The sequence below is a fragment of the Nocardioides sp. Root122 genome (assembly GCF_001425025.1).
Taxonomy (GTDB): domain Bacteria; phylum Actinomycetota; class Actinomycetes; order Propionibacteriales; family Nocardioidaceae; genus Nocardioides.
The window spans coordinates 651,796-674,396 of sequence record NZ_LMDE01000001.1; the positions used below are offsets into that span (position 1 = coordinate 651,796).

At 68.5% G+C, this 22,601-nt stretch carries 18 protein-coding genes; 6 read left to right on the forward strand and 12 right to left on the reverse strand.

From position 1 onward, the window contains the following. Positions 1–6: 6 nt before the first annotated feature. From ASC64_RS03055 to ASC64_RS03080, 6 genes are read right to left on the reverse strand one after another with little or no spacing between them, the layout of a single operon-like run. Entirely contained in the window at positions 7–912 is a 906-nt protein-coding gene (locus tag ASC64_RS03055; RefSeq protein ID WP_056906010.1) for an HpcH/HpaI aldolase/citrate lyase family protein, read from the reverse strand. Then, entirely contained in the window at positions 909–1,604 is a 696-nt protein-coding gene (locus ASC64_RS03060; RefSeq protein WP_056906011.1) for a 2-oxo acid dehydrogenase subunit E2, read from the reverse strand. Before ASC64_RS03060 ends, ASC64_RS03055 begins: the two co-directional genes overlap by 4 nt. Beyond that, positions 1,601–3,052, reverse strand: a complete 1,452-nt coding sequence (locus ASC64_RS03065; RefSeq protein WP_056906012.1) for an aldehyde dehydrogenase family protein — start codon at positions 3,050–3,052, stop codon at positions 1,601–1,603. The genes ASC64_RS03060 and ASC64_RS03065 overlap by 4 nt, the downstream gene beginning before the upstream one ends. Then, positions 3,039–4,055: an alpha-ketoacid dehydrogenase subunit beta gene (locus ASC64_RS03070; RefSeq protein WP_056906013.1), complete on the reverse strand. Its 1,017-nt coding sequence runs from the start codon at positions 4,053–4,055 to the stop codon at positions 3,039–3,041. Before ASC64_RS03070 ends, ASC64_RS03065 begins: the two co-directional genes overlap by 14 nt. After that, positions 4,052–5,002: a thiamine pyrophosphate-dependent dehydrogenase E1 component subunit alpha gene (locus ASC64_RS03075; protein ID WP_156384980.1), complete on the reverse strand. Its 951-nt coding sequence runs from the start codon at positions 5,000–5,002 to the stop codon at positions 4,052–4,054. The genes ASC64_RS03070 and ASC64_RS03075 overlap by 4 nt, the downstream gene beginning before the upstream one ends. 56 nt (positions 5,003–5,058) lie before the next feature. Next, positions 5,059–5,304, reverse strand: coding sequence for a lipoyl domain-containing protein (locus tag ASC64_RS03080; protein ID WP_056906015.1), 246 nt, complete (start codon positions 5,302–5,304; stop codon positions 5,059–5,061). A gap of 71 nt (positions 5,305–5,375) precedes the next feature. Between ASC64_RS03080 and ASC64_RS03085 the strand changes: the two genes are divergently transcribed. The 6 genes from ASC64_RS03085 to istB all read left to right on the forward strand — a co-directional run bounded on the left by ASC64_RS03085 (position 5,376) and on the right by istB (position 13,436). After that, positions 5,376–6,650: a CaiB/BaiF CoA transferase family protein gene (locus ASC64_RS03085; protein WP_162245765.1), complete on the forward strand. Its 1,275-nt coding sequence runs from the start codon at positions 5,376–5,378 to the stop codon at positions 6,648–6,650. Between the two features lie 8 nt (positions 6,651–6,658). After that, the gene (locus ASC64_RS03090) at positions 6,659–7,837 is read left to right on the forward strand and encodes a sugar ABC transporter substrate-binding protein (RefSeq protein WP_156384981.1); all 1,179 of its coding nucleotides are present in this window, start codon (positions 6,659–6,661) and stop codon (positions 7,835–7,837) included. Continuing rightward, positions 7,834–8,889, forward strand: coding sequence for an ABC transporter permease (locus ASC64_RS03095; protein WP_056906018.1), 1,056 nt, complete (start codon positions 7,834–7,836; stop codon positions 8,887–8,889). The genes ASC64_RS03090 and ASC64_RS03095 overlap by 4 nt, the downstream gene beginning before the upstream one ends. Continuing rightward, positions 8,886–10,388, forward strand: coding sequence for a sugar ABC transporter ATP-binding protein (locus ASC64_RS03100; RefSeq protein WP_056906019.1), 1,503 nt, complete (start codon positions 8,886–8,888; stop codon positions 10,386–10,388). The genes ASC64_RS03095 and ASC64_RS03100 overlap by 4 nt, the downstream gene beginning before the upstream one ends. Before the next feature lie 964 nt (positions 10,389–11,352). Beyond that, a complete protein-coding gene (gene istA, locus ASC64_RS03105) occupies positions 11,353–12,630 on the forward strand; it encodes an IS21 family transposase (RefSeq protein ID WP_056906020.1) in 1,278 nt (425 codons plus the stop codon). Continuing rightward, a complete protein-coding gene (gene istB / locus ASC64_RS03110; protein WP_056906021.1) occupies positions 12,630–13,436 on the forward strand; it encodes an IS21-like element helper ATPase IstB in 807 nt (268 codons plus the stop codon). The genes istA and istB overlap by 1 nt, the downstream gene beginning before the upstream one ends. Before the next feature lie 361 nt (positions 13,437–13,797). On the opposite strand, the gene ASC64_RS22470 is transcribed toward istB, so the two are convergent. From ASC64_RS22470 to ASC64_RS21905, 6 genes are all read right to left on the reverse strand, one after another. Continuing rightward, positions 13,798–14,418: a hypothetical protein gene (locus ASC64_RS22470; protein WP_200937440.1), complete on the reverse strand. Its 621-nt coding sequence runs from the start codon at positions 14,416–14,418 to the stop codon at positions 13,798–13,800. Between the two features lie 335 nt (positions 14,419–14,753). Next, positions 14,754–15,464, reverse strand: coding sequence for an FAD-binding oxidoreductase (locus tag ASC64_RS03120; protein ID WP_235563495.1), 711 nt, complete (start codon positions 15,462–15,464; stop codon positions 14,754–14,756). Next, positions 15,454–16,065 carry a sulfite oxidase-like oxidoreductase gene (locus ASC64_RS03125; RefSeq protein ID WP_056906023.1) on the reverse strand — a complete coding sequence of 204 codons (612 nt, stop codon included), beginning with the start codon at positions 16,063–16,065 and terminating at the stop codon, positions 15,454–15,456. The genes ASC64_RS03120 and ASC64_RS03125 overlap by 11 nt, the downstream gene beginning before the upstream one ends. 66 nt (positions 16,066–16,131) lie before the next feature. Next, positions 16,132–16,284 carry a hypothetical protein gene (locus ASC64_RS21900; protein WP_156384982.1) on the reverse strand — a complete coding sequence of 51 codons (153 nt, stop codon included), beginning with the start codon at positions 16,282–16,284 and terminating at the stop codon, positions 16,132–16,134. A 93-nt stretch (positions 16,285–16,377) separates the two neighbouring features. Beyond that, a complete protein-coding gene (locus ASC64_RS03130) occupies positions 16,378–17,034 on the reverse strand; it encodes a Type 1 glutamine amidotransferase-like domain-containing protein (protein WP_056906024.1) in 657 nt (218 codons plus the stop codon). Positions 17,035–17,083: 49 nt separating this feature from the next. Continuing rightward, positions 17,084–22,585, reverse strand: coding sequence for a PKD domain-containing protein (locus tag ASC64_RS21905; RefSeq protein ID WP_056906025.1), 5,502 nt, complete (start codon positions 22,583–22,585; stop codon positions 17,084–17,086). Positions 22,586–22,601 lie beyond the last annotated feature (16 nt).

A 22,601-nucleotide genomic window follows, 5' to 3' on the forward strand; every position in this document is an offset into this window, starting at 1 on the left:
ATGGCGTCATCGACGCCCCGCTGCGGCTCGCGCGAGAACGACGGCGGCCTGCTTGCGCGTCGCCTCGTCGACCATCTCGCCATCGAGCACGACTGCCCCACGTGGGGCAGTGGTCGAGGCAATCACCGCCTCGGCCACGGCGACCTCCTCGGCAGAAGGGGTAAACACCCGGTTCACCACCTCCAATTGGTCGGGATGGAGCACCCACTTCCCGTCGAACCCGAGTGCAGCGCTGCGCGTGGCGGACCTGGCAAGCCCCTCTGAGTCGAGGATCGCGACGTACGGGCCGTCGAGCGACGCCTTGCCGTGTGCCCGTGCTGCGACGGCTATGCGCATGAGTGCGAAGTCGAAGGCGCAGGCCACCACATCGGCGGTGTCCTCCCCGCCGATCCTGGTCCGCAGGCCGAGGCTCGCGGTGAAGTCGACGGGACCGAAGGCCAGTGTGGACACGCGCGAGTGGGACGCAAGCAGGTCGACGGCCATCAGGCCGGCGGCGTCCTCCACCTGCACCTGGACCCCGATCGTGCCGGCCTGCATCCCGGCAGCACGCTCATGGCGGGCCAGCACCTCGTCGACGGCGTCGAGGGTCTGCAGGTCGTGGACCTTGGGGACGACCACCTCGGACAGGAAAGGTGCACAGGCGGCGAGGGCGGCGAGGTCGGCCTCAGCCCATGGGCCGCCGTATGCATTGATGCGGACTGCCAGGCTGCGTGCGCGCCAGCAACCGCCGGCAACGGCGTCGACGGCGGCGACGGCGGCGGACCGCGCCGTCGCCTTGAGGTCGGCCGCCACCGAGTCCTCGAGGTCGAGGATCACCTGGTCGACCGGGAGGTCACGGGCGCGCTCGATGAAACGTGGGACGGACGCGGGGAGGCAGAGGGCCGAACGGACCGTCCGAGGCGGCGCGCTCATGACCGCGGGGCGAGCGTGGTGGCCTGCAGCTCGTCGTCGACGCTCGCGAGGAACCGTGCCGCGTCCGCGCCATACACGATCCGGTGGTCGGCGGTGATCGTCAGTGACATCACGTGCGCCACGCCGACGGTGCCGTCCTCGAAGGTGGCGACCCTGCGGACCCGCCCCACCGCCAGGATCGCAGCCTGGGGCACGTTGATCATCGCGGTGAAGCTGTCAACGCCCAGCATGCCCAGGTTGGAGATGGTGAACGTGGCGCCCGAGAGGTCCGCGGCTGCGACGGCTCCCGTGCGCACCGCCTCAGCGAGGCGAGCGGTCTCGCGGCCGATCTCTTCGAGCGGGAGTCGGTCCGCAGCCTTCACCACAGGCACGAGCAACCGGTCACCGGCGGCCACGGCCACGCCGACGTTCACCTCGTCGTTGAGGACGAAGCCGGCTGGGTCATAGCTCCCGTTGACTCGGGGGTGCTCGCGCAACGCGCGGGCGACGCACGCGACCAGGACGTCGTTGAGTGACGCCGGACGGTCTCCCGCGGCCTTGACCTGCGCGCGCTGTCGGACGAGTCGCGTCACGTCCACGTCACGCGTGGCGGTGAAGATGGGCACCGCTTGCGCCTCGGTCATCCGGCGAGCGATCACCTTCTGGGTCGGGGTCAGTTGGGACGGGTGTCGTTGCATCGCCATCTCGGTCATGCCAGCTCCTCCAGCACTACGCAGACGTTCTTCGTCTGCAGGTACGAGTTGAGGCCCTCGACGCCCTTCTCCCGGCCGAACCCGCTCTTGCCGTAGCCGCCGAACGGCAGCTCGACGCCGCCGGCCGCGCCGTACCCGTTGACGAAGACCTGTCCGGAGCGCAGGGCCGAGGCCACGCGGTGCGCCCGGGACACGTCACGGGTCCAGACGCCGCACACCAGCCCGTAATCGGTGCCGTTCGCCAGCCGGATCGCCTCCTCCTCGGTATCGAAGGGAAGGACGGTGAGCACGGGGCCGAAGATCTCCTCGCGTGCGACGCGCGAGTCCGGAGCCGCGTCGTCGATGAGAGTCGGTGCGTAGAAGCTGCCCCTACCCAGGGCGCCGTCGGTGAGGACCTCGCCACCACAGACGACGGAGGCCTCTGAGCGCACGCTCTCGACGAAGCCCGAGACCATCTCGAGCTGGCGGGACGTGATCAGCGGTCCCATGTCGGGATCGTCCACTCCGCGGCCGACGGTCACCTGTGCGAACTCCTTCATCAGCCACTCGACCGCCTGGCGGTGGAGGCTTCGGTGCACGATCAGCCGGGTCGCGGCGGAGCAGGTCTGACCGGCGTTCTGGAGGATCGCGTTCCGCACGACGGGCAGGGCGCGCGCCAGGTCGCAGTCGTCGAAGAGCAGGTTGGGACACTTGCCGCCCAACTCAAGGGTCACGGGAACGATGTTGCTCGCCGCGGCGGCCATCACTGCCGAGCCGGTCGCGACTGACCCTGTGAACGTAACCTGGTCGATGCGGGGGTGGCCGGCCAGCGCAGCACCGGCCTCGGCGCCCAGACCGGGTACGACGTTGAGAAGTCCCTCCGGGAGACCGGCGTCGCGGGCGATGACAGCGAGCTGGACGAGGGAGAGCGGCGCCTGCTCGGCCGGCTTGACGACGACGGCGTTGCCCGCGGCCAGCGCGGCAGCGGCGCCGCGGGAGCCGATCTGGAGAGGGTAGTTCCACGGCACGATCTGGCCGCTCACGCCCAGTGGCTCGCGCACGGTGTAGTCGAGGTAGCCGGGACCCATCGGCATGCTGGTCCCGAACAGCTTGTCGGCGAGGCTGGCGTAGAACGAGAAGTATCGCGAGGTCGTCGCGACGTCTCCCCGTGCCTGGGCGAGCGGCTTGCCTGTGTCGAGCGACTCGACCCGGGCCAGCTCCTCGTGGTGCTCGGCGACGGCGTCGCTGATCGACTGCAGCACCTCGCCGCGGTCCCGGGGGGTCATCCTGGCCCACGCCGGCTGCGCTCTGCGCGCACTGTCGACGGCGGCGTCGACGTCCGAAGCCCTGCCGCGCGCGACGTCGGCGAGGACCTCGCCGGTCGCGGGGTCGATGGTCTCGAAGGTCTGACCGTCGGCGGCGTCCACGGGCTCGTTGCCGACGAATGCACGTGCCTCAAACTGCGACATGCTGGGTGCGTCCCTTCTCCATTACGTTGCGGACCGCGGTCATGACGTCGTGGACCTGGGGCAGGACCTCCCGCTCGAGCGGCCCGGCGTACGGGATCGGCGTGTCGGCAGCGGTGACGCGGATGGGCGCGGTCCGCAGGCTGCCCCACGCCGCGTCGATGACACGCGCCACGACCTCGCTTGCGTATCCGCCCGCACGGGCGCCCTCGCTGACCACGACGAGCCGACCGGTCTTGGCGATCGAGGTGACGATCGTGTCGAGGTCGAGCGGCTTGAGCGTGCGCGGGTCGATGACCTCGACGTCGATGCCTTCGGGCTCGAGCTTGCGTGCCACCTGCAGCGCCAGCGGCACGCCACCGGAGATCGCCACAACGGTGACGTCGTCGCCCTCGCGCTTCACGTCGGCGACGCCGATCGGGACGACGTAGTCGCCGGTCGGAACCTCACCGGTCCGCGTGTAGAGGAGCCGCTTCTCGAGCATCAGGGTGGGGTTGTCGTCCCGGATCGCAGCCTTGAGGAGTCCCTTGGCGTCGTAGGGCGTCGACGGCATGATCACCACGAGGCCTGGGGTGTGGACGAACCACGACTCCAGGGACTGGGAGTGCTGGGCTGCAAGCCCCACGCCGTTGGCGATCGGGCCACGCACGACCAGCGGAACGGTGACGGCGCCGCCCGACATGTAGCGCCACTTCGCGGCGTGGTTGACCAGCTGGTCCATGGCCAGGGTGACGAAGTCGAAGTGCTGCAGCTCCACGACGGGCCGCGAGCCCACCAGCGCAGCGCCGACACCGGCCCCGGAGATGGCGGCTTCGGAGATTGGCGAGTCGATCACCCGGGCTGCGCCGAAGCGCGGCAGCAGACCCTTCGTCACACCGAACAGCCCGCCGTTGCGAGCGATGTCCTCCCCGATCGCGAAGACGCGATCGTCCCGCTCCATCTCCTCGTGCATCGCCTCGTTGAGGGCTTCGGACATGCTGATCGTCCGCATCATGTTCTCGCTCATGCGAGTCGCATCTCCTTGGTCCAGTGGGAGGACGCGTAGACGTCCTCGAAGGCGGTCTCGGGGTCGGGCTGTTCGTCGTTGACGGCGTGCTCGGTGGCGGCTTCGATGGCGGCGCGAGCGCGCACACGGGTCTCCGCGACCGCCTCATCAGTGAGCTCGCCGGTGGAGATGGACCTGCGGACGAGCGCCTCGATCGGGTCGCGCTCCGCCCATGCCGCGAGCTCTTCCGTTGTGCTGGTCTCACCGGTGGCGAACGCGGAGTGCGCGCTCATGCGGTGGGTCTTCGCCTCGATGAGGGTCGGACCGGCGCCCGACCGGGCACGCGCAACCGCCTCGTCGGCTGCCGCTCGTACGGCGTGGACGTCGTTGCCGTCGACGGTGACACCCGGGAACCCGTAGCCGGCCGCGCGGGTCGAGATGTCGTCGATCCGCATCGTGGAGCTGGCGCGGGTCGAGAGGGCCCAGCCATTGTTCTCGCAGACGAAGACCACCGGTGCATCCAGCACGCTCGCGAGGTTGCACGCCTCGTGGAAGCTGCCCTCGTTGGCGGCGCCGTCCCCGAAGAAGCAGGCGACCACCGTGTCCCGGCCTTGCAGTCGTGAGGCATAGGCAGCGCCGACAGCGATGGCGTGGGATCCGCCGACGATGCCGTCCGCTCCGAGCATGCCGTGCTCCATCGCCGTGATGTGCATGCTGCCGCCCTTGCCGCGGCAGTAGCCGCTCTTGCGACCGAGCACCTCGGCCAGCATCCGGGAGGGGTCGAGTCCGCGCGCCAGGCAGTGACCGTGCCCCCGATGGGTGGAGGTGATCAGGTCCTGGTCGCCCAGTGCCGAGATGATCCCCGTGGCGATCGCCTCCATCCCGATGTATGGATGAGCCGAGCCGCGCACCAGCTTCTGGTTGTAGAGCTCGACTACGCGCTCGTCGAAGTAGCGGATGAGTTGCATCGTGAAGAGAGCGTCGCCGGCATCGAGGGTCGTCCCGGGGGTCGCTCGACCGGAGGTCACTCCGAGACCTCGAACTCAGCGATGGCGTCGCCGATCTCGACCTCGTCGCCCACGACGGCAACGATCCTGCTGAGGATCCCGTCGTGTGCGGACTCGATCTCGGACGCGGACTTCTCGGCTTCGACCTCCAGCAGGACCTCGCCTGCAGCGACTGTGTCGCCCTCGTTCTTGAACCACGCCGTCACGACCGCCTGCGCGGCGTCACCGCCGGCGAGCGCTTCCAATGTCTGGGTCTTCTTCATGGTTGACACGGTATGAGGCCGGAAGTATCTTTCGCAAGAGGAATGCATTATTTTCTAGCAAGGGTACTTCATTGACTTCCAATGCTCTTGACTCGACGCCCCGCCAAGGCCCGCTCGCCGGCCGGTTGGTGGTCGCGATCGAGCACTCCGTCGCCGGCCCCCTGTGCACGAGGATCCTCCACGAGCTGGGCGCCGAGGTCATCAAGATCGAACGTCCGCCGTCCGGCGACTTCTCCCGCCGTTGGGACAGCAACGTGCGTGGCGAGGGCGCCCAGTTCTGGTGGCTCAACCGCGGGAAGAAGTCGGTCCTCCTCGACCTCAAGTCACCCGAGGGCCGTGACGCGCTGGGGCAGTTGCTGGCGCGCGCCGACGTGTTTGTGCAGAACCTGAGCCCTGCCTCGGCCCGGCGGCTGGGAGTCGACAAGGAGGGCCTGGAGCGCTATCCGGCGCTCGTGTCGTGCCACATCTCGGGCTACGGCGCCGACGGGCCGTATGCCGGTCGCAAGGCCTACGACATGCTGATCCAGGCGGAGGCCGGCGTCATGAGCCTTACCGGCACCCCCGAGCAGCCCATGCGCGTGGGAGTCTCGATCGCCGACGTCGCCACCGGCATCTACAGCGCCGTCACGGTCCTTGGAGCCCTGCTGGGGCGTGAGAAGACGGGCACCGGCGCAGCGTTGGACGTCGCGATGTTCGACGTTGCGGCCGAGTTCCTCGGTCCCATGCTGGTCAGCTTTCTCAACTCCGGGGTGGAGTACACGCGGGCTCCGGACCAGCACCACGCCATCGCGCCGTACGGCGTCTTCCCATGTGCCGACGAGCGGGTGCTTCTCGCGGTCGAGCACGACGACGAGTGGTTGCGGTTCTGCGCCGACGTCATCGAGCGCCCCGATCTGGGCGCCGACCCGGCGTATTCGACCAACCCGCAGCGTGTCGCTGCACGCGACGTCCTCACGCCCACCATCACCTCGATCCTGGGCACCCTCGACCGATCGGTCGTGATCGAGCGGCTCGAGCGTGCCGGCATCGCCTACGCCGCCCTCAACGACTCGGCGGGTGTGTCGGCGCACCCGGTCACGCAGTTCCGAGGACTCGTCTCCGACACGTCGAACGAGTCGGGTGAGGGCGTCCGCCACGTGGTGGGCATGGTCGAGCGACTCTTCGGCGGTGCCGAGGGTGCGCGGCGCCGTCCCCCCATGCTCGGCGAGGACACCCGGGAAGTTCTTGACTTCCTCGCGCAGGCAGCGGACTGCGCAGAACGCGTCGACACCACGCCGGCTCGGGTCGGGCAGGAACCGAACCACTCCAGCGGGGCCGCGCCGTCGCGGCTCCACCACGAAAGGTGATCAACGAGATGTCTGGAAACAACACGCCCGGGTGGCGCTCGCTGCCCAGCCAACCGTCCGTCAGCCGGGCGACGGTCCTGCGCGGACTCGTCGGGACGGCCGTGGGCGTCCCCGTGCTCGCCGCCTGCACCCGGGACGGGGGCACGCCAGCGGCAAGCGCCCCCGCCGCCTCCGGTGCGTCCGACGTGACGGCCGCGCTCGGCAGCTCCTACAAGGGCAAGACAATCGGCGTCGTCTTCCTGACGCTCCTCGACGAGAACGAGGTCAGCATCCAGAAGTGGCTGGAGCAGGCAGCGAAGGACGCGGGGCTGGACTGGAAGTTCATCGCCGTCGACGCCAAGGGAGACCAGGCCCAGGCGCAGACCGCCATGTCGTCGTTCATCACGCGAAAGGTCGACGCCATCGTGGTGGTGGTCGTCCCAGCCATCTTCATCAACGCCCAGCTCAAGCAGGCGCAGGCGGCCGGGATCCCGGTCGTGGGTAACCTTATGTTCGCGCAGTTCGACCCCACCATCGCCGTGGACTACGGGCCGCTCCTCGACCACGACGCCCTCCTCCTGACCCACTACCTGATGTCAGACCAGAAGAGCCGCCGCGGCAGCGACCCGGTCAAGGTCGGAATCCTCGACGCGCCGGTCTCCGAGGCCCTCGTGCCAGGACGAAAGGTCTTCGAGACGCTGATCGGGCTGGACGACCAGTTCGAGATCGTTGCGGCGGACTACTCCGTCAGTGGCACTGACACGGTCGGTGACTCCACCAAGCGGGCGCAGGGCATGATCCAGGCCAACCCGGACATCAATGCCATCTTTTGCAACTACCCGCCGATCGCCGTGCCTGCCGCCAGCGGCATCGAGCAGTCAGGCAAGAAGGACATCCAGGTCTACGGGCGGATCGCCCAGAGCGCCGGCGTCGAGGCAGTGCGAAGCGGCACCAGTCCGCTCGTCGCGACCAGCTGGGTCGACTGGCCCTACCAGAGCTACACGATCATCGAGCAGGTCCTCATCGTGCTCAAGGGGGACGAGCCCAACAGGCTCCTCGCTCTCACGCGGCCCGTCCCCGATGTCGTCTTCGATGCCTCGAACGTCGACGAGCAGGTCCCGGAGGGCACCAAGGCGGCTGACTGGATGTTCGCGGGCGGCGCCTACCGGAGCCAGTTCCTGGCGCGGTGGAACGAGGTCTTCGCATGACCTCACAGCTCACGGGCGCTGAGCCGGGGGCGACCGCTCCGGCCGCTTCGGGTCACACGCTGGAACAGGGACAGGACGAGGCGTCTGCCTGGCTGGAGCGCCAGCAACGACGCCGCCGGCTCCTCGGCCAGGTCGGAGTCCCGGTCGTCGCACTGTTGCTCGTCGTGGTGTTCTCGATCATCGCCGACAACTTCCTCAGCGTGGACAACTTCCAGACCATCGCCAGTGATGCTGCCCTGCCGGCGATCGTGGCGATCGGTCTCACGCTCTGCCTCGCTGCCGGCGAGTTCGACCTCTCGTTGTCGGGGGTGGCCGGCCTCGCTACGGTGAGCGCAGCTCAGCTGCTGTCACCCATGAATCTGACCACGATCAGCGCGATCGTCATCGTGCTCGGCGTCGGGATCCTCATCGGAATGGCCAACGGTTTCCTGGTCGGCTACCTGGGACTGCCGGCACTCATCGTGACTATCGCGGTCGGCGCCATCCTCAACGGCGCGCAGTACGTCGTCACGGACAGCCAGCAGATCTACGGCGGATTTCCCGAGGGTCTGGTCGCCTTCTGTCGCGGCTCGGTCGGTCCCGTTCCCAACCTGGCACTCATCGCGCTCGTCGTCGCAGTGCTGGCATGGCTCACCCTCGAGCACTCCACGTTGGGGCGCCACGTGCGTGCCGTGGGCGGCAACCCGGTCGCAGCGCGGATCGCCGGCATCAACAACGCGCGGGTCAAGCTCTACGTCTTCATCCTGTCAGCCGCTCTCACTACATTGGCTGGCTTCCTGTTCGCCGGAAAGCAGACGACCGCGTATCCGCTCTCCGGCCTCGACGTCCTACTCCCGTCGTTCGCGGCGTGCTTCATCGGTGCCGCGATGTTCAAGATCGGCGAGTTCAACGTGCCGGGGACGATCGTGGGCGTGATGATCGCGACGATCACCTCGAACGGACTCATCCTCATGTCGGTCCCGGCGTACGCGTCCTACTTCTTCCAGGGCGCGATCCTGCTCGCAGCGATCCTCTTCGCCAGGCTCGTCTCGACGGAGCGGAGCCTCACATGACCGGCACTTCCCTCGCGGAGGAGATGGCACTGGAGGTGCGGTCCGCGACCCAGTACTACCCCGGTGTACAAGCGTTGACGGAGGTCGACTTCACGCTCCGCGCCGGCGAGGTCGTCGGACTCGTGGGACACAACGGCGCGGGCAAGTCGACCCTCACCCGGATCATCGCGGGGGTGGAGCGACCAGTCTCTGGAGAGGTGCTCGTCGCCGGTAGGAAGATGACCTTCGCCAGTCCCAGGGACGCCCTCGACGCCGGCATCGCGGTCGTGCCCCAGCAGCTCAACCTGGTGCCTTCGATGTCGGTCTCGGACAACATCACCCTCGGGGTGAGCGGGCGTCGGCGTGACCTGGTCGAACGCGCTGCGCGCGTGGCAGGGACCCTCGGCATCTCCGACCTGCTGGGGAGGCGTGCCGGGGACTGTGCCGCCTCGGTCCAGCGCCTGGTGATGATCGCGCGGGCGCTGCTCCGCGCGCCCTCCATCGTGCTCCTCGACGAGCCGACCGCGGCACTGCACCCGGCGGAGGTCAAGCGAGTCTTCGCCGCGATCGAGCGCATGCGCAGCGAGGGTCTCGGGGTGGTCTTCATCTCGCACCGGCTCGAGGAGGTGCTCGGCTTCTGCTCGCGGGTGGTGGTCCTGCGTCACGGGGGCGTCGTGGCCGAGCGGGAGACGACCGGTATGCCCAAGGACGAGCTCGGCGAGCTCATTGCGGGGCGCAAGCTGGAGGCGCTCGCGGAGTCGGAGGTCGTCGAACCGGAAGGAGCGCCGGTGCTGACCGTCACGGGTCTCGCCGTGCCACCCGTGGTCGGGCGGTTCGACGTCGACCTCAGGCCTGGTGAGGTGGTCGGGCTCGCGGGGCTCGTGGGGGCAGGTATGTCGGAGGTGCTCGAATGCCTGGCCGGGCTGCACCGGGAGTACAAGGGAGAAGTGCGTGTCGGGGATGAGCGAGTGTCGTTGCGGTCACGGCAGGCCTCGATGAAGGCCGGCATCGCCTACATTCCCGACGACAGGTCGCACAACGGCATCATCGGCAACCTCACCGTGGCGACCACCGCGACCCTGGTGAACGACCGCGACTACCGGGTGATGTCGCGGATCCCGCTGGTCGTGGCGAAGCGGGAGCAGAGCGCGGTAGACGCCGTGCTGAGCAAGCTCGACATCCGACCAGCTTCGGTCGCGAGGAACCGGATCAGCACCCTCAGCGGTGGCAATCAGCAGAAGGTCCTGATCGCGCGCGCGCTCATGTCGGGAGCGCGTGTCTTCATCATCAACGAACCCACCGAGGGCGTGGACGTGGCGGCGAAGCGGGACATCCACGACAGGATCCGCGAGATGGCCGGCGCAGGTGGTGCCGTGCTGGTCGCGAGCTCCGAGCCCGACGAGCTGGCCGATCTCTGCGATCGCGTGCTCGTCATGTACGAGGGCCGGATCGTGTTGGAGCTGCCCGGCCACGAGGCGACCCCGGAGGCCATCACCAAGGCGTGCCTGGTTGGCGCATGACGACGGGCCGGCATGAGAGGTCAGCGCCTTCCGGCCCTCGCCAGCGCTGGTCTTGCAGCTGGCGTGCCCAACCGCAACTTCGCGCTCACGCGGTGTTGGCCCGCGATCCAATGTGACCGGGCTGACGACTTCAGCTCGGCGCTCTCGCAGGTCGAGAGGGGCGCGCAGCCGACACCTGTCGCGAATCGGAGGACGTCGATTCGTTCTCCGAATCGCTGCTAGTCGATGCGACGCCACTCACCTGCGCTGTGTAATCAATGAGGCGTTTCACCGGCGCGAGTGCGCTAGTGGAGCGTCGCGCCCCCGGGCTCCCCGCGTGCGATCAGCTTCATTGCCGCATCGCAGCTGGCGCATTTTCAGGCGGGCGGCTGCTCTAGGGGCGAGTATCAAGTCTTTCGCGGTGCGACCGTCGGCGTAGGAACTCGAAGCGGCGACTTCCCGCGACGTTCAAGCCTAGGCGTCGGCCAGCCAAGTCAAGTCATCAGCCCGTCAAGGAGTTGAGGCCTTATTGCTGACCACGGACAGGACGTGGAACCGTTGATTGTCAGCCGCACGGGCCTTGCAGTCACCGCTCACAGCGCCCTCTGCCCTCAATCTGCCCTCACCAGGGCCGAAGCGGACCCTAAAAGACGGCGAGTGTCGGGTGGGTTGGGAAAAGCGTTTGTGCAGGTCAGAAGCACCTTCGGTCCGTGGCGGCGAGTAACCGAAACCTCACGGTTCGTTCCGGGACAACGTATGAAACGGCCTGGCGACCTCGCACTCCTGACCGCGGCGTGCAAGCGATCGCCTCCGTCGACGCTGCGCACAACGGCATGCAAGCGGTCCTGAAGTCGACCGGCCAGCAAGTGGCGAGGTTTGTCGGAGCCCCTGTCGGCGACGCCTGAAAACTGACCCCCTATCGACGGTCGAAAACTGACCCCCTCCGAGACCCTGACCTCACCAGCGGTGAGGCAGGAGGACGGGAGTGTTGTCAGTGGAGGACTGGGCAGAGATCCGCAGGTTGCACCGGGCCGAGGGGTTGCCGATCAAGATGATCGCCAGGACGTTGGGCGTCTCGCGCAACACCGTCCGTGCAGCGCTGGCGGCCGACGGGCCACCGAAGTACGTGCGGAAGCCGGTGGGGTCGGCGGTCGATGCGTTCGAGCCGCGGATCCGTGAGCAACTCCAGGCCGTGCCGACGATGCCGGCCACGGTGATCGCTGAGCGGATCGGTTGGGACCGTGGGATGACGGTGTTCAAGCAGCGGGTGGCCGAGCTGCGCCCGGCCTATCTGCCGCCCGATCCCGCGTCGCGGACCACCTATGAGGCAGGTGAGCTGGCGCAGTTCGACTTCTGGTTCCCCGACATCGAGCTCCCGGTCGGTTATGGGCAGACCCGGACTGCGAAGCGGCTGCCGGTGATGACCTGCGTGAGCGGCTACTCGCGCTGGTCCGGGGGCATCTTGATCCCCTCACGCGAAGCTGAGGATCTGTACGCAGGCTGGTGGCACCTGCTGTCGACCCAGCTGCAGGGTGTCCCCAAGACGCTGGTGTGGGACGGCGAAGGAGCAGTTGGCCGGTGGCGCGCACGACGACCCGAGTTCACCGGCCACTGCCAGGCGTTCCGCGGTGTCCTGGGTGCGAGTGTGTACATCTGCAAGCCCGCCGACCCTGAAGCCAAGGGGATGCTCGAGCGGCTGCATGACTACCTCGAGAGGTCCTTCCTGCCCGGACGGCGGTTCGAGTCGCCGGCGGACTTCAACACCCAGCTGGCCGGGTTCTTCACCAAGGCCAACGCCCGGAAGATGCGGGTCCTGGGCTGCACGCCCGGTGACCGGGTCGACGCCGACCGGGCAGCGATGCTGCCCCTGCCACCGGTCCCGCCCGAGGTCGGCTGGCGCAAGAGCCTGCGGCTTCCCCGCGACCACTACGTCCGCGTCGACTCGAACGACTACTCCGTCCACCCCGCCGTGATCGGGCGCCGGATCGAGGTCCACGCCGACCTCGACCGGGTGTGGGTGAGCTGTGAGGGCGCGGTCGCGGCCGACCACGCCCGGTTGTGGGCACGGCACCAGACCATCACCGAGTTCGAGCACACCGTTGCCGCCAAACACCTGCGCCACGGCCGCGCAGACCTGCTGCGGCCGGTCGCCGACGCCGCGACCGGCGAGGAGGTCGAGATCCGCTCACTCGGGTGCTACGACCTAGCACTCGGCCTCGTCGACGAGCCGGTCGACGAACTGGTCGTGGAGGAGGTGTCGTGATGGCCACCCGGACGAAGACGGCACCGAGGACCGGCCGCGATGTCACCAGCGAGCTGGAGTTCCTGACCCGGGCGTTGAAGGCACCCACCCTGCGCGAATCGGTCGCCCGGCTGGCGGAACGTGCCCGCGAGGAGTCCTGGACCCACGAGGAGTTCCTGGCCGCCTGCCTGCAACGCGAGGTGTCAGCGCGGGAGTCCCACGGCGGCGAGGGCCGGATCCGGGCAGCCCGGTTCCCGGCCCGCAAGAGCCTGGAGGACTTCGACTACGACCACGCCCGTGGCCTGAAGCGAGAGACCATCGCGCACCTGGGCACCCTGGACTTCGTCGCCGGCAAGGAGAACGTCGTGCTCCTCGGCCCACCCGGCACCGGGAAGACCCACCTGGCCACCGGGCTGGCGATCCGGGCCTGCCAGGCCGGCCACCGGGTCCAGTTCGCCACCGCGTCCCAGTGGGTCGATCGGCTCGCTGACGCCCACCACGCCGGCCGCTTGCAGGACGAGCTGCGACGGCTGGTCCGCTATCCGGTGCTGGTCATCGACGAGGTCGGCTACATCCCATTCGAGCCCGAGGCCGCCAACCTGTTCTTCCAGCTCGTCTCATCGCGCTACGAACGCGCCAGCCTGATCGTCACGTCCAACAAGAACTTCGCCCGCTGGGGCGAGGTCTTCGGCGACGACACCGTCGCCGCCGCGATGATCGACCGGCTCGTCCACCACGCCGAGGTCATCGCACTGAAGGGCGACTCCTACCGGCTGAAGAACCGAGAACTCGGCCGCGTCCCCGTGGCCGTCAACGAAGAGAACTAGAGACCGAGGGGGTCAACTTTCAACCGTCGGAAAGGGGTCAGTTTTCGACCGTCGTTGACAGCCCCGACACGGGACAAAGGGGCGCGTTTCGCCATGTCGCGTGGCGTCGCGATTGCGGCCTGCCGCGGCGCGTACCCCCGGCGTACCCCCGCCGCGCAATCAGCGCCGTTTCCACGCTTGCAACTGTTGTGTCTCAGGCGGCCACATGCCCTCGAGAGCACGATTGATGTCGTTCGCAATGAGAAGGTCAGGGGTTCGAATCCCCTCAGCTCCACCACCAGCAAGGGCCCGGATCGATGATCCGGGCCCTTGGGCTTTCCTGTGACCGCCGGCGTGCTCAGCGGTCGCGGCTACCGCCGCGTCACACGCCCAGGTTCAGCGCACCCAGGATCTGGTTGAGGAGGGTCTGCAGCTGACCGAGCAGGCCGGCGAGGGGACCGCCGTCGAGCAGACCGGCCACCGCGCAGAGCAGGTTGCCCAGCAGGTTGCCGGCGCCGGCCACCGCGACGATGTCGAGCACCACGCGCTGCAGGTGGATCTCCAGGCCCAGCAGGTTGAGGTCCAGCGGCCCGAGCACCAGGTTGAGGATGTCGCACGCGCCGGCGTTGGCGGCGACCCGGCCGTTGGCGAGGGGGCTGCCGTTGATCTTCTTGATCGGGATCGACTGCAGGCCGGAGAACTTCGTGTTGGGGCCGGCGTCCTGGATCACACCGCGCAGGAAGCCCTTCATGTAGAGCACGCCGTCGCGCTCCACGGTCTTGATGGGCGTGAAGGAACCGGTGACCTTGTCACCGTTCGAGGTCTTGCCCACGACGGTGCTGCTGATCTTGCCGAGGTCGGACTTCCCGACGACCGAACGTGCCGAGGCGTCCGAGGCGGCCGCAGCGCCACCGACCCCCATCGAGGACAGCCCGACGGCCATGGCCAGGGCGAGCACTGCTGATACGAGGATCTTGCGCGATGCGTGTGCGAGTGGGGACATGTTTCCTCCGTGTGGAATTCCGCCCCCCGGCAGTGCAGCTGGTGCTGCTCCCTCGACCACGACGCTAGGAACAGGGGGGCGGGATCGTCATACCCCTGGGGAGGGCACTCACTGTGCAACTCGGAGTTGCACGATCGTCGGCGTCCCGACGTGGCCTCGGTCCTGTGGGCGTGGGAGGGCCATCGGGAGGGCCATCGGGAGGGCACGGGACGGCATGGGAGGACCCCGGCCGCCACGGGGGAGAAGCGACCGGGGTCTGCATCCAGCCTAGCGACCGATCCGTCGTTGCGGTGCGGATGTGAAGAGGCTCATGCCCGTGTCGAGAGGGCCGGGGCCTAGCTGGTCGGCCCGAAGCGCTCGACGCGGATGGCCGCGGGATCGAGCCCGCACGCGACGAGCAGCTCCTCGGCGTACGACGCGAAGCGGGCCGACCCGCACACGTAGCCCAGCTCCACGCCCGCGAGCAACGGCCCGACCTCCTCGACCGTGAGCGCGCCCGGCGACCGGTTGCCGGAGGCAGCTCGGGTGAACGCCAGCGTCGCGCCGTGCCGCTCGAGCTCGGCGGCGTAGGGGAGGTCGTCGTGCTCCCGGGCGACTGCGGCGATGCGCAGCAGGTCCGCGCGGCCGAGCCGCTGTGCCGTGCGGGCCATGGCCACGGCGGGTACGACGCCGGTGCCCCCGACCAGGCACAGGGCGGGCGTCGTGGTGTCCCAGACGAACCAGCGACCGATCGGGCCGCGGAGCTCGAGCACGTCGCCCACCTCGGCGACGTCGGCGAGGAACTCCGAGACCTCACCGTCGGGCTGCCGCTCGATGAGCAGCTCGAGGAGCGGGTCGTCGGTGTCGGAGGCCAGTGAGTACGACCGCTGCGCGGTGTAGTCGTCGGGTGCGCGCAGCCGCACGAGGTAGTGCTGTCCGGGGAGGTGGCGAGGCCGGTCGTCCACGTGCAGCCGCAGCCGCACGGTCCTCGGGGTTGGGAAGTCCTTCTCGATGATGCGGCCGTCGCTCCAGGTGGCCATGGGAGCCGGGGCCACGTCAGTCGTCACCTTGGTAGCGCTGCTCGCGCCACGGGTCGCCGCGGTCGTGGTAGCCGTTCTGCTCCCAGAACCCGGGCCGGTCCTCGGCCATCAGCTCGAGGCGCGAGATCCACTTCGCGGACTTCCAGAAGTAGAGGTGCGGGACCAGCAGCCGCAGCGGACCGCCGTGCTGCCGGGGGAGTGGCTTGCCGTCCACGCTCCACACCACCCACGCGCGACCACCGGTGAGGTCGGCCAGGGGCAGGTTCGTCGTGTAGCCGGTGACCGAGTGGGCGAGGACGAAGCCGGCCGAGTCGTCGGGGCGGGCGACGTCCAGCAGGTCGTCGACGCTGACCCCGCTGAAGGTCATGTCGAGCTTGGACCAGGTGGTGACGCAGTGGATGTCGCCGAAGAACGTCGAGCCCGGGAAGGCGTGGAGCTCCGACCACGACCACGTGCGCGGTGACGCGACGAGCCCGTCGACGCTCAGCGTCCACGACTCCTCGGACTGCTGCGGCGTGGCCTCCGCGGTCAGCACCGGCCACGACGAGCCGGTGTCGTACTGCCCGGGCGGGATCCGACCGCGGTCGGGCTCGGGAAGACGGCGGTGGAAACCTCGGGTGACTGGCATTCGACGTGCTCCTGGGCTCGCGGCTGGACCGACAGGGCCCAGTCTGCCGCGACCGGAGCGCGCGCGTCAGGGTCGCGGGGGAACCTTGGCTGCTCGGTGGGCGGGTGCGGAGCGGGTCTGGGCGCCGGGTTCGAGCATGGTCATCAGGACCAGGAGGGCTCCGATGCCGGCGAGGACGCCGAACACCACCAACAGGCCGACGCTGAGGTCGTTCGTCATGGGGATCACCTTTCGGGGGGATGCAGACGTCGCTCCGTACCCGCCGCGACCGCCGACATGTTTCTCCTCACCCCTGGGAAGGGCCGGCCCCGGTCAGGCGAAGTGCCTCCACTCGCCCTCGGACACCACCTCGACGCGGTCGCCGTCGACGACGACGGCGGACTGCTCGTCGAGGGCGTAGGCCGCGTTGCCGAGCCCGGCAGCCCATTCCTCCGCGTCCTCCATCGTGTTGGACGGGAACAGGCCGATGTGGGGGTAGATCGAGAAGTCGACCAGGCCGAGCGCGCCGTCGCCCTCCTCCGGCCGCCAGTGCGTGAATCGGTCGCCGATCCGCGGACCCAGCGCCATGCTGCCTGCGCTGACGCCGACCCACACCGTGTCGTGGAGGCTCGGCAGCAGCCGGCCGAGGCCGGACTCCTCGATCCAGTGCGCGAGGTACGTCGCCTCACCCCCGTCGACGAGCAGCACGTCCACGTCCCGGACCCAGGGCTCCCAGCGCTCCGCGTCGATCGTCGGCAGCGCGGTCAGCTCGACCAGCCCGACGGACTGCCACCCGAGGCCTGTCATCGTGGGCGGTGTGCGGTCGGTGGCGAACCCGCGCGCGGTCGACGGGGTGCACATCGGGTGGCCCCACTGCGCGGAGGGGATCGCCAGCGCGCTGGCCTCCTCGATCGGCTTGCCGAGCAGCTCGATGAGGGCCGTGCGGATGCTGTCGTTGGTGACCCCGCCTGAGGTGAGCAGCAGCTTCATGCGTCGCATCGTCGCAGACTCGGATCGACGCGACGGCTGGGTGCCTGCATCAAGACGTGGGCGGGATGTGTCCGTAGCGAGCCCGCGGACGTGCAGGACCAACGGGATCCTCGAGCAGTTGGTACATCATCCCGGCGGGGAAGTCCTGACTCGTCCAATGCCCTTGCTGGGCGCCCACCACCGGGCTGCGGCGGCGTGATGAGGACGATTTCTTGATCACCGCCACGCCGGCACCCTTGGTGATTGCCGCGCCGCGAACGTCACTCAGTCGTCCCATGAACCGCTCGACCTTCTCGCCGGGTCTGTTGGGCTTGATGCGTACTCTCACGGCCTTGCGAATCTGGCCCTTCCTGAACGTGATCGTCCTGTTGACGCGCGTGTAGTCGGACGGTGCCTTGGCAGTGCCGTTCCCTGTGCGGAAGCGCACCGTGACGCCGTGAGTTGCTGCACGGGACAGCACGACCATGAACGTGGCGAACACCTTGCGCGCGCGCGACGGCCGCACCGACCCCGCGTTGCGAAGCCGCATGGACAGAGCGCCCGTGGATGTGGGCACAGACGCGGTGTCTCCAGCGGGCACCCCTGGGGTCGGCGTGGGCGTAGGAGTCGGGGTAGGCGTGGGCGTGGGCGTGGGCGTGGGTGTGGGGGTAGGCGTGGGTGTGGGGGTCGGCGTGGGCGTGGGGGTCGGGGTAGGMGTSGGCGTGGGCGTGGGCGTGGGGGTCGGGGTAGGAGTCGGCGTGGGTGTCGGGGTGGGCGTGGGTGTCGGAGTCGGCGTAGGGGTGGGCGTAGGGGTGGGCGTAGGGGTGGGCGTAGGAGTCGGCGTGGGCGTGGGAGGGTTCGGGCCTTCGTCGCTGGCGATGGTGAGCGTCAGCTCACCCGAGTAGGCGCTGCCATGATCGTTGGTCGCACGGATCACGAACGTGGACACTCCGGGCGCGGTGGGGATGCCGGTCAGCAGCCCATCACGTGACAAGACCAAGCCTGCGGGCAAGGAGCCGGTCGAGACGGAGAAGGTCGGTGCAGGCACGCCGGTCGCGGTGAAGACGTACTCATAGGACGCTCCGACCTTGCCCGTAACGGGTGGCGCGGCGGAGACCAGTGAGGGCCGTTCCGCCTCGTCCGGTACGGCGATGTCGGCGTAGGCCGAACGGGTGCCGTCGGAGACTTCTACGACGGCAGACCGGTCCACGGCGCGAGTGAAGATGTGCTCGACGGTGGCGCCACTCGCCCGCGTGCCGTCGGAGAATGTCCACGTGAAGGCCGCTTCGCCCGTTGCTTCCGGGGCTGTGGCGGTGAACGCGAAGTTGCCCCCCGCACCTCGGGTGGTGGACGCCGAGACCTCGAGCGGCTTCGGGCTGGCCGCGTCCACGAAGGTGCGCAGGTCTGTAGGTTCGCCACCTTCCGGGACGTCGTCACCGAAGAGTGCTACCCGCCAAGTCCCGGGCATGGGGTCGGTGACCTCTACCCACTGGGAGGTCCCGGTCCCTCCGCTCGTGACGTTGGCGGCGTCGAGGTCGACCAGACCTCCGTCCGGGTCGCGGAGCCGCATGGTGACCGTGCTGCCCGACCAGGAGCTCTCGAACCTCACCCTGCTGGTTCTCGCTGGCACTCCCACCTCACCTGCGTCCACCTCTGCGCGAGGCCGGACATTGACCGAGACACCGAGCTGCCCGCGGAGCACACGGGCAAAGAGCTCGGCGTAGGCGGCTTGGCCATCTGCATTCGGGTGCAACGAGTAGGCCGAGGGGCCGGCGTTCGCCGGGTTCACGATGTCGTTGAGCAAGGGGTCGACGATCGAGTTGAAGTGCGTCGTCGGATTCAGCGTGCCGCCCCGGCACAGCTCGTGCCCGTGGAAGGGTGAATCAACCGCCGTGGGATCGACGTACTCGATCCGCGAGACACCGGCCTCGTTGAGGTCCGTGATGGTGCCTTGGATCTGACGATTGAGGTCGGTGACGACGCGACGAACGGCGTTCCTCTCCGCTCGAGTCAGGTCGAAGAGGCCCGCACCCTCGGCCAGATCTGGGAAGAGCTCGCACGCGCCCGCGTCCCCCTCCGTCACCAGTTGCGGATACCCCGCGACGAGAACCCTTGCGTTCGGCGCGGACCGCAGGATCGCCTCGTACGACGACGCGAGACGGTCAGCGAGAACGCCGTTGTAAGCGTTGCGTGGCGTGGTCCGCCGCTGCGGGTACATCGAGTACTCGACGAATCGCTCCGCTCGCTCGTCGAGGTCCCGTGCCCAAGCGCACTTCACCTTGCCTGCGAGGTCCTTCGGGTCAACGCAGTCGACGACGCCGTCGATGAGGTCCTTCGCCAGCCTGACACCTTCGAAGTAGTCAGCCCCCGCATTCAGCCAAGCGTGCGAGCCGAGCACTTCCTGTCCGCTCAGCCCCCAATCGCACCTCCACAACAGGCAGGACTTGGCGATGTCTGCGAAGCCGATGTCGTTGCCTCCCATCGTGAGGGTGACTACGTCGGTGAAGGCGTTCAGGTGGTCGAGCTGGGGGGCCTCGCCCGCGTTGTCGTCGTTGGGCTCGCTGAGCCACGCCGCGATTGACCCCGAGCAAGCGTGGAAGCGGGCAGGCAGCAGTTGCGCGGCACGGCCGCGCTGGTTCGACAGCACGCGGGAGTAGGCGCCCTGCTTGGAGCGGTGGCACTGATTGCCCTGCTCGGCGGTGCTGCCCGGAAGGTCGCTCGCCGTGCCTTGCTCGAAGACGGGGACACCCTCGCCGGACGAGTAGGAGTCGCCCAGCGCGACGTAGCGCGGCGGTCCCTCCCCCAAGGAGTGCACGAAGTGGAGGGAACCGTCCGACAGCTTCGTGGCGACGGCGAAGTACCTTCCCACCGATCGCCGTGCGGCAGTGAGGTGGAAGGTCTGGACGACCGCCGCGGTGGCGTCCTGGTCGGAGACTAGGAACCAGTCGTTGCTCTCGAGGGACTGCGTTGCCCACAGCTGATACCCGGTGACCTCGACCGGAACGGCCGACTGCTCGACCGTCGTTTGCGGCCAGCGCACGACTGCGACGGTGTCGAAGACCTCGGTCTCGACCGTGCCGGAGGAGAGCCTCGTCGACGACTCGGCGCGGAAGTCGAGCTCTGGAGAGAGGTCCACGTCACCGCCGGTCTTCTGGACGAATGACTGTTGGAGCACGGTCCTCAGCTCCGAGACCTCGTCGTTGCCGAGGCCCGGGAAGAGCGTGTAGGAAGCCCTGAATGTCGAGTCAGGCTCGATCTCACCGGTCTGCTGCTTGCGCGGCGGCAAGGGGGCGAACAGGTAGGGGGCCTGCCAGTCGGGCGCGTCCGTGGGCCGCGGCAGCAGCTCGAACGAGAAGTTGTAGACCGGCACAGGGGAGATGTTCTTCACCTCGACGTCGATGTTGAACGGACCCCAGCGGGTAGCTTCTCGATCCACCTTGATCACAGTGTTCAGCGCTGACCCGCCCCAGACCTTCAGTGGCGTCGCCGCTTGGCCCTGCAAGTGGATCGTCGTCCCGAGCGGCGCAATCGAGGCGAGGTAGTCGACCGACAGCGGGTACTCGCCTTCGACGTCGCCGCGAACGACCCACGTTGCCTGACGGCTCTGCCCACCGGGGATGTCGTCCAGCTCGATCGTGTAGGTCTGAGGCGTTGCCGTAGGTGCCAGGCTCAGGCCGTCGGGCAGTGTGAGGGAGCCCGCCCCGCCGTGGAACGTGAAGTCTGACGAGGTCAGGTTCTGCACCACCATCGAGACGTCGAAGAATTCCTTGAGGAAGGTGGCTCGCAGGGGCACCACGAGCCATTGGATGACGGGCTTGTCGTCGACGTACTGCACGCTCGGGCGCCACGAGGCTCCCCCGCTGATGATGGTGCCGCATTCGGACTCGCAGCGATCTCCCGTCCAGTCGTGCGGCTCGCAGTTGTCGACGCATGTGACTGAGGTTCCGGTGATCACCACCCGCGGCGGATCCGCGGCGGGAGGCGGTGTCGTCCCGCCCGTCTTGGGCTCGAAGTAGAGGTTGAGCGTCGCCTCGTACACGTGTTGGTTCTCGGGCGCGTCCGGATCGATTCCGGCGTCGATGATTTCTTCGTAGGTCAGCGCTCGGTGCTCGACCGCGATCGCGCCCGCGCTGCCCGCCTCCAGCACCACAGCGGCCTCGGCGCGACCCTCGACCAAGGTGGCGGTCACAGCCGTGGGTCGGTAGCCGGGTGCTTCGACATAAGCAGTCACTGAACCGGATCTCCCGAGTCCGGTCACCAGCACTTTGCCGTCAGCGTCGCTGACTGCTGACAACCGGGTGCCGTCCGGCTGGATGACCACTGCCTGTGCGGCCGGCACGGCTGCGCCACCCGAGGTGACGATGATCTCGAAACCGGACGCCGGGGGTGGCGTGAACGTCTCGACCACCACGTCATCCATGGCGGTCTGGTCGCCGCTCCGGACCGTCAGCCGGACCATGCGCTTGCCGTCCTGGGCGAAGGAGCGGGTGAGCGTCGGGCCGGTGCCGACCAGGGCGCCGTCCAATCGCCACTCATAAGAGGTGATCAGGCCGAGCGGCGTCGAGGAGGTCGCGTCCAGGACGACCTGCTCACCGGTCGGCACTCGAAGGTCATCCCCCGCTCGAGCGACGAGCGGTTCGGGAATGAGCACCCGGAGCCGCTCGGTGCGGCTGACGGTGTTGTGCCCGTCGCTGATCTGCGCGCGTACGACGTACCAGCCGGGGACTGCGTAGCGGTGGGGCATCTCGACCGGATCCGTGTAGGTGCCGGTCGCTGGCGCTGTCCCGTCACCGAAGTCGACGCGGTAGGTCATCGGGGCGTTCTCTGGGTCGGTCGCGTTGAAGGACAGAACGGCGTCCTTGCCGGTCAGCACGGTCTCGACGTCGAGCTCGGTGTGCACGGTCGGTGGCTCGTTGAGGGCGCCGGCGACCGCGATGGATGCGGACTCGGAGGCGAAGGTTCCACCGGCGTCACCGACGGTCACCACGACCTGGTGCTCACCAGGCTTCTCGTACATGTGGCTGTAGGTCGGCGGATCGTAGGGGGCGGCAAGCGTGCGGCGCTCGAGCGCAGAACCGTCGCCCCAGTTGATGGTGACGCTGAGCTGCTCACTGTTCGGGTGCGACGTCGTGACGCTCAACCCCGCCTCCACCGGTGCTGTGCCGGCTTCCGGAGTCAACGCCAGCTCGAGCGGGATGGACGTCGGGTCGACGCCGACGGTCCACTCTCCGCTCGTGTAGGACGTGCTGATCCCGGAAGGATCGGTCCAGTATGCCGTCGCGGTCAGCGCGGCTGGCCCTGCCGGCAGCGTCCCCACAGGGAAGGTGGTGCGCCACACACCATCTGGTGAGGAGTTGTAGATGGGGATGGACTGGTCACCGACGCGGATCGACACGTAGCTGACCGCGACGTCGGGATCCGACGTCGGCGTGTACTCGAAGAGGGTCGTGCCGACGAGCGTCCCGCCGTTGGACGGAGTAGTCAGCTTGCCGGGGGTGGTGCCGTCCAGGGTGATGGTGGCGGTGGCGTCGTCGGTGGTGTTGTCCGCCTTGTCGGTGAAGACGGTGTGCACGGTGTAGGTGCCGGCG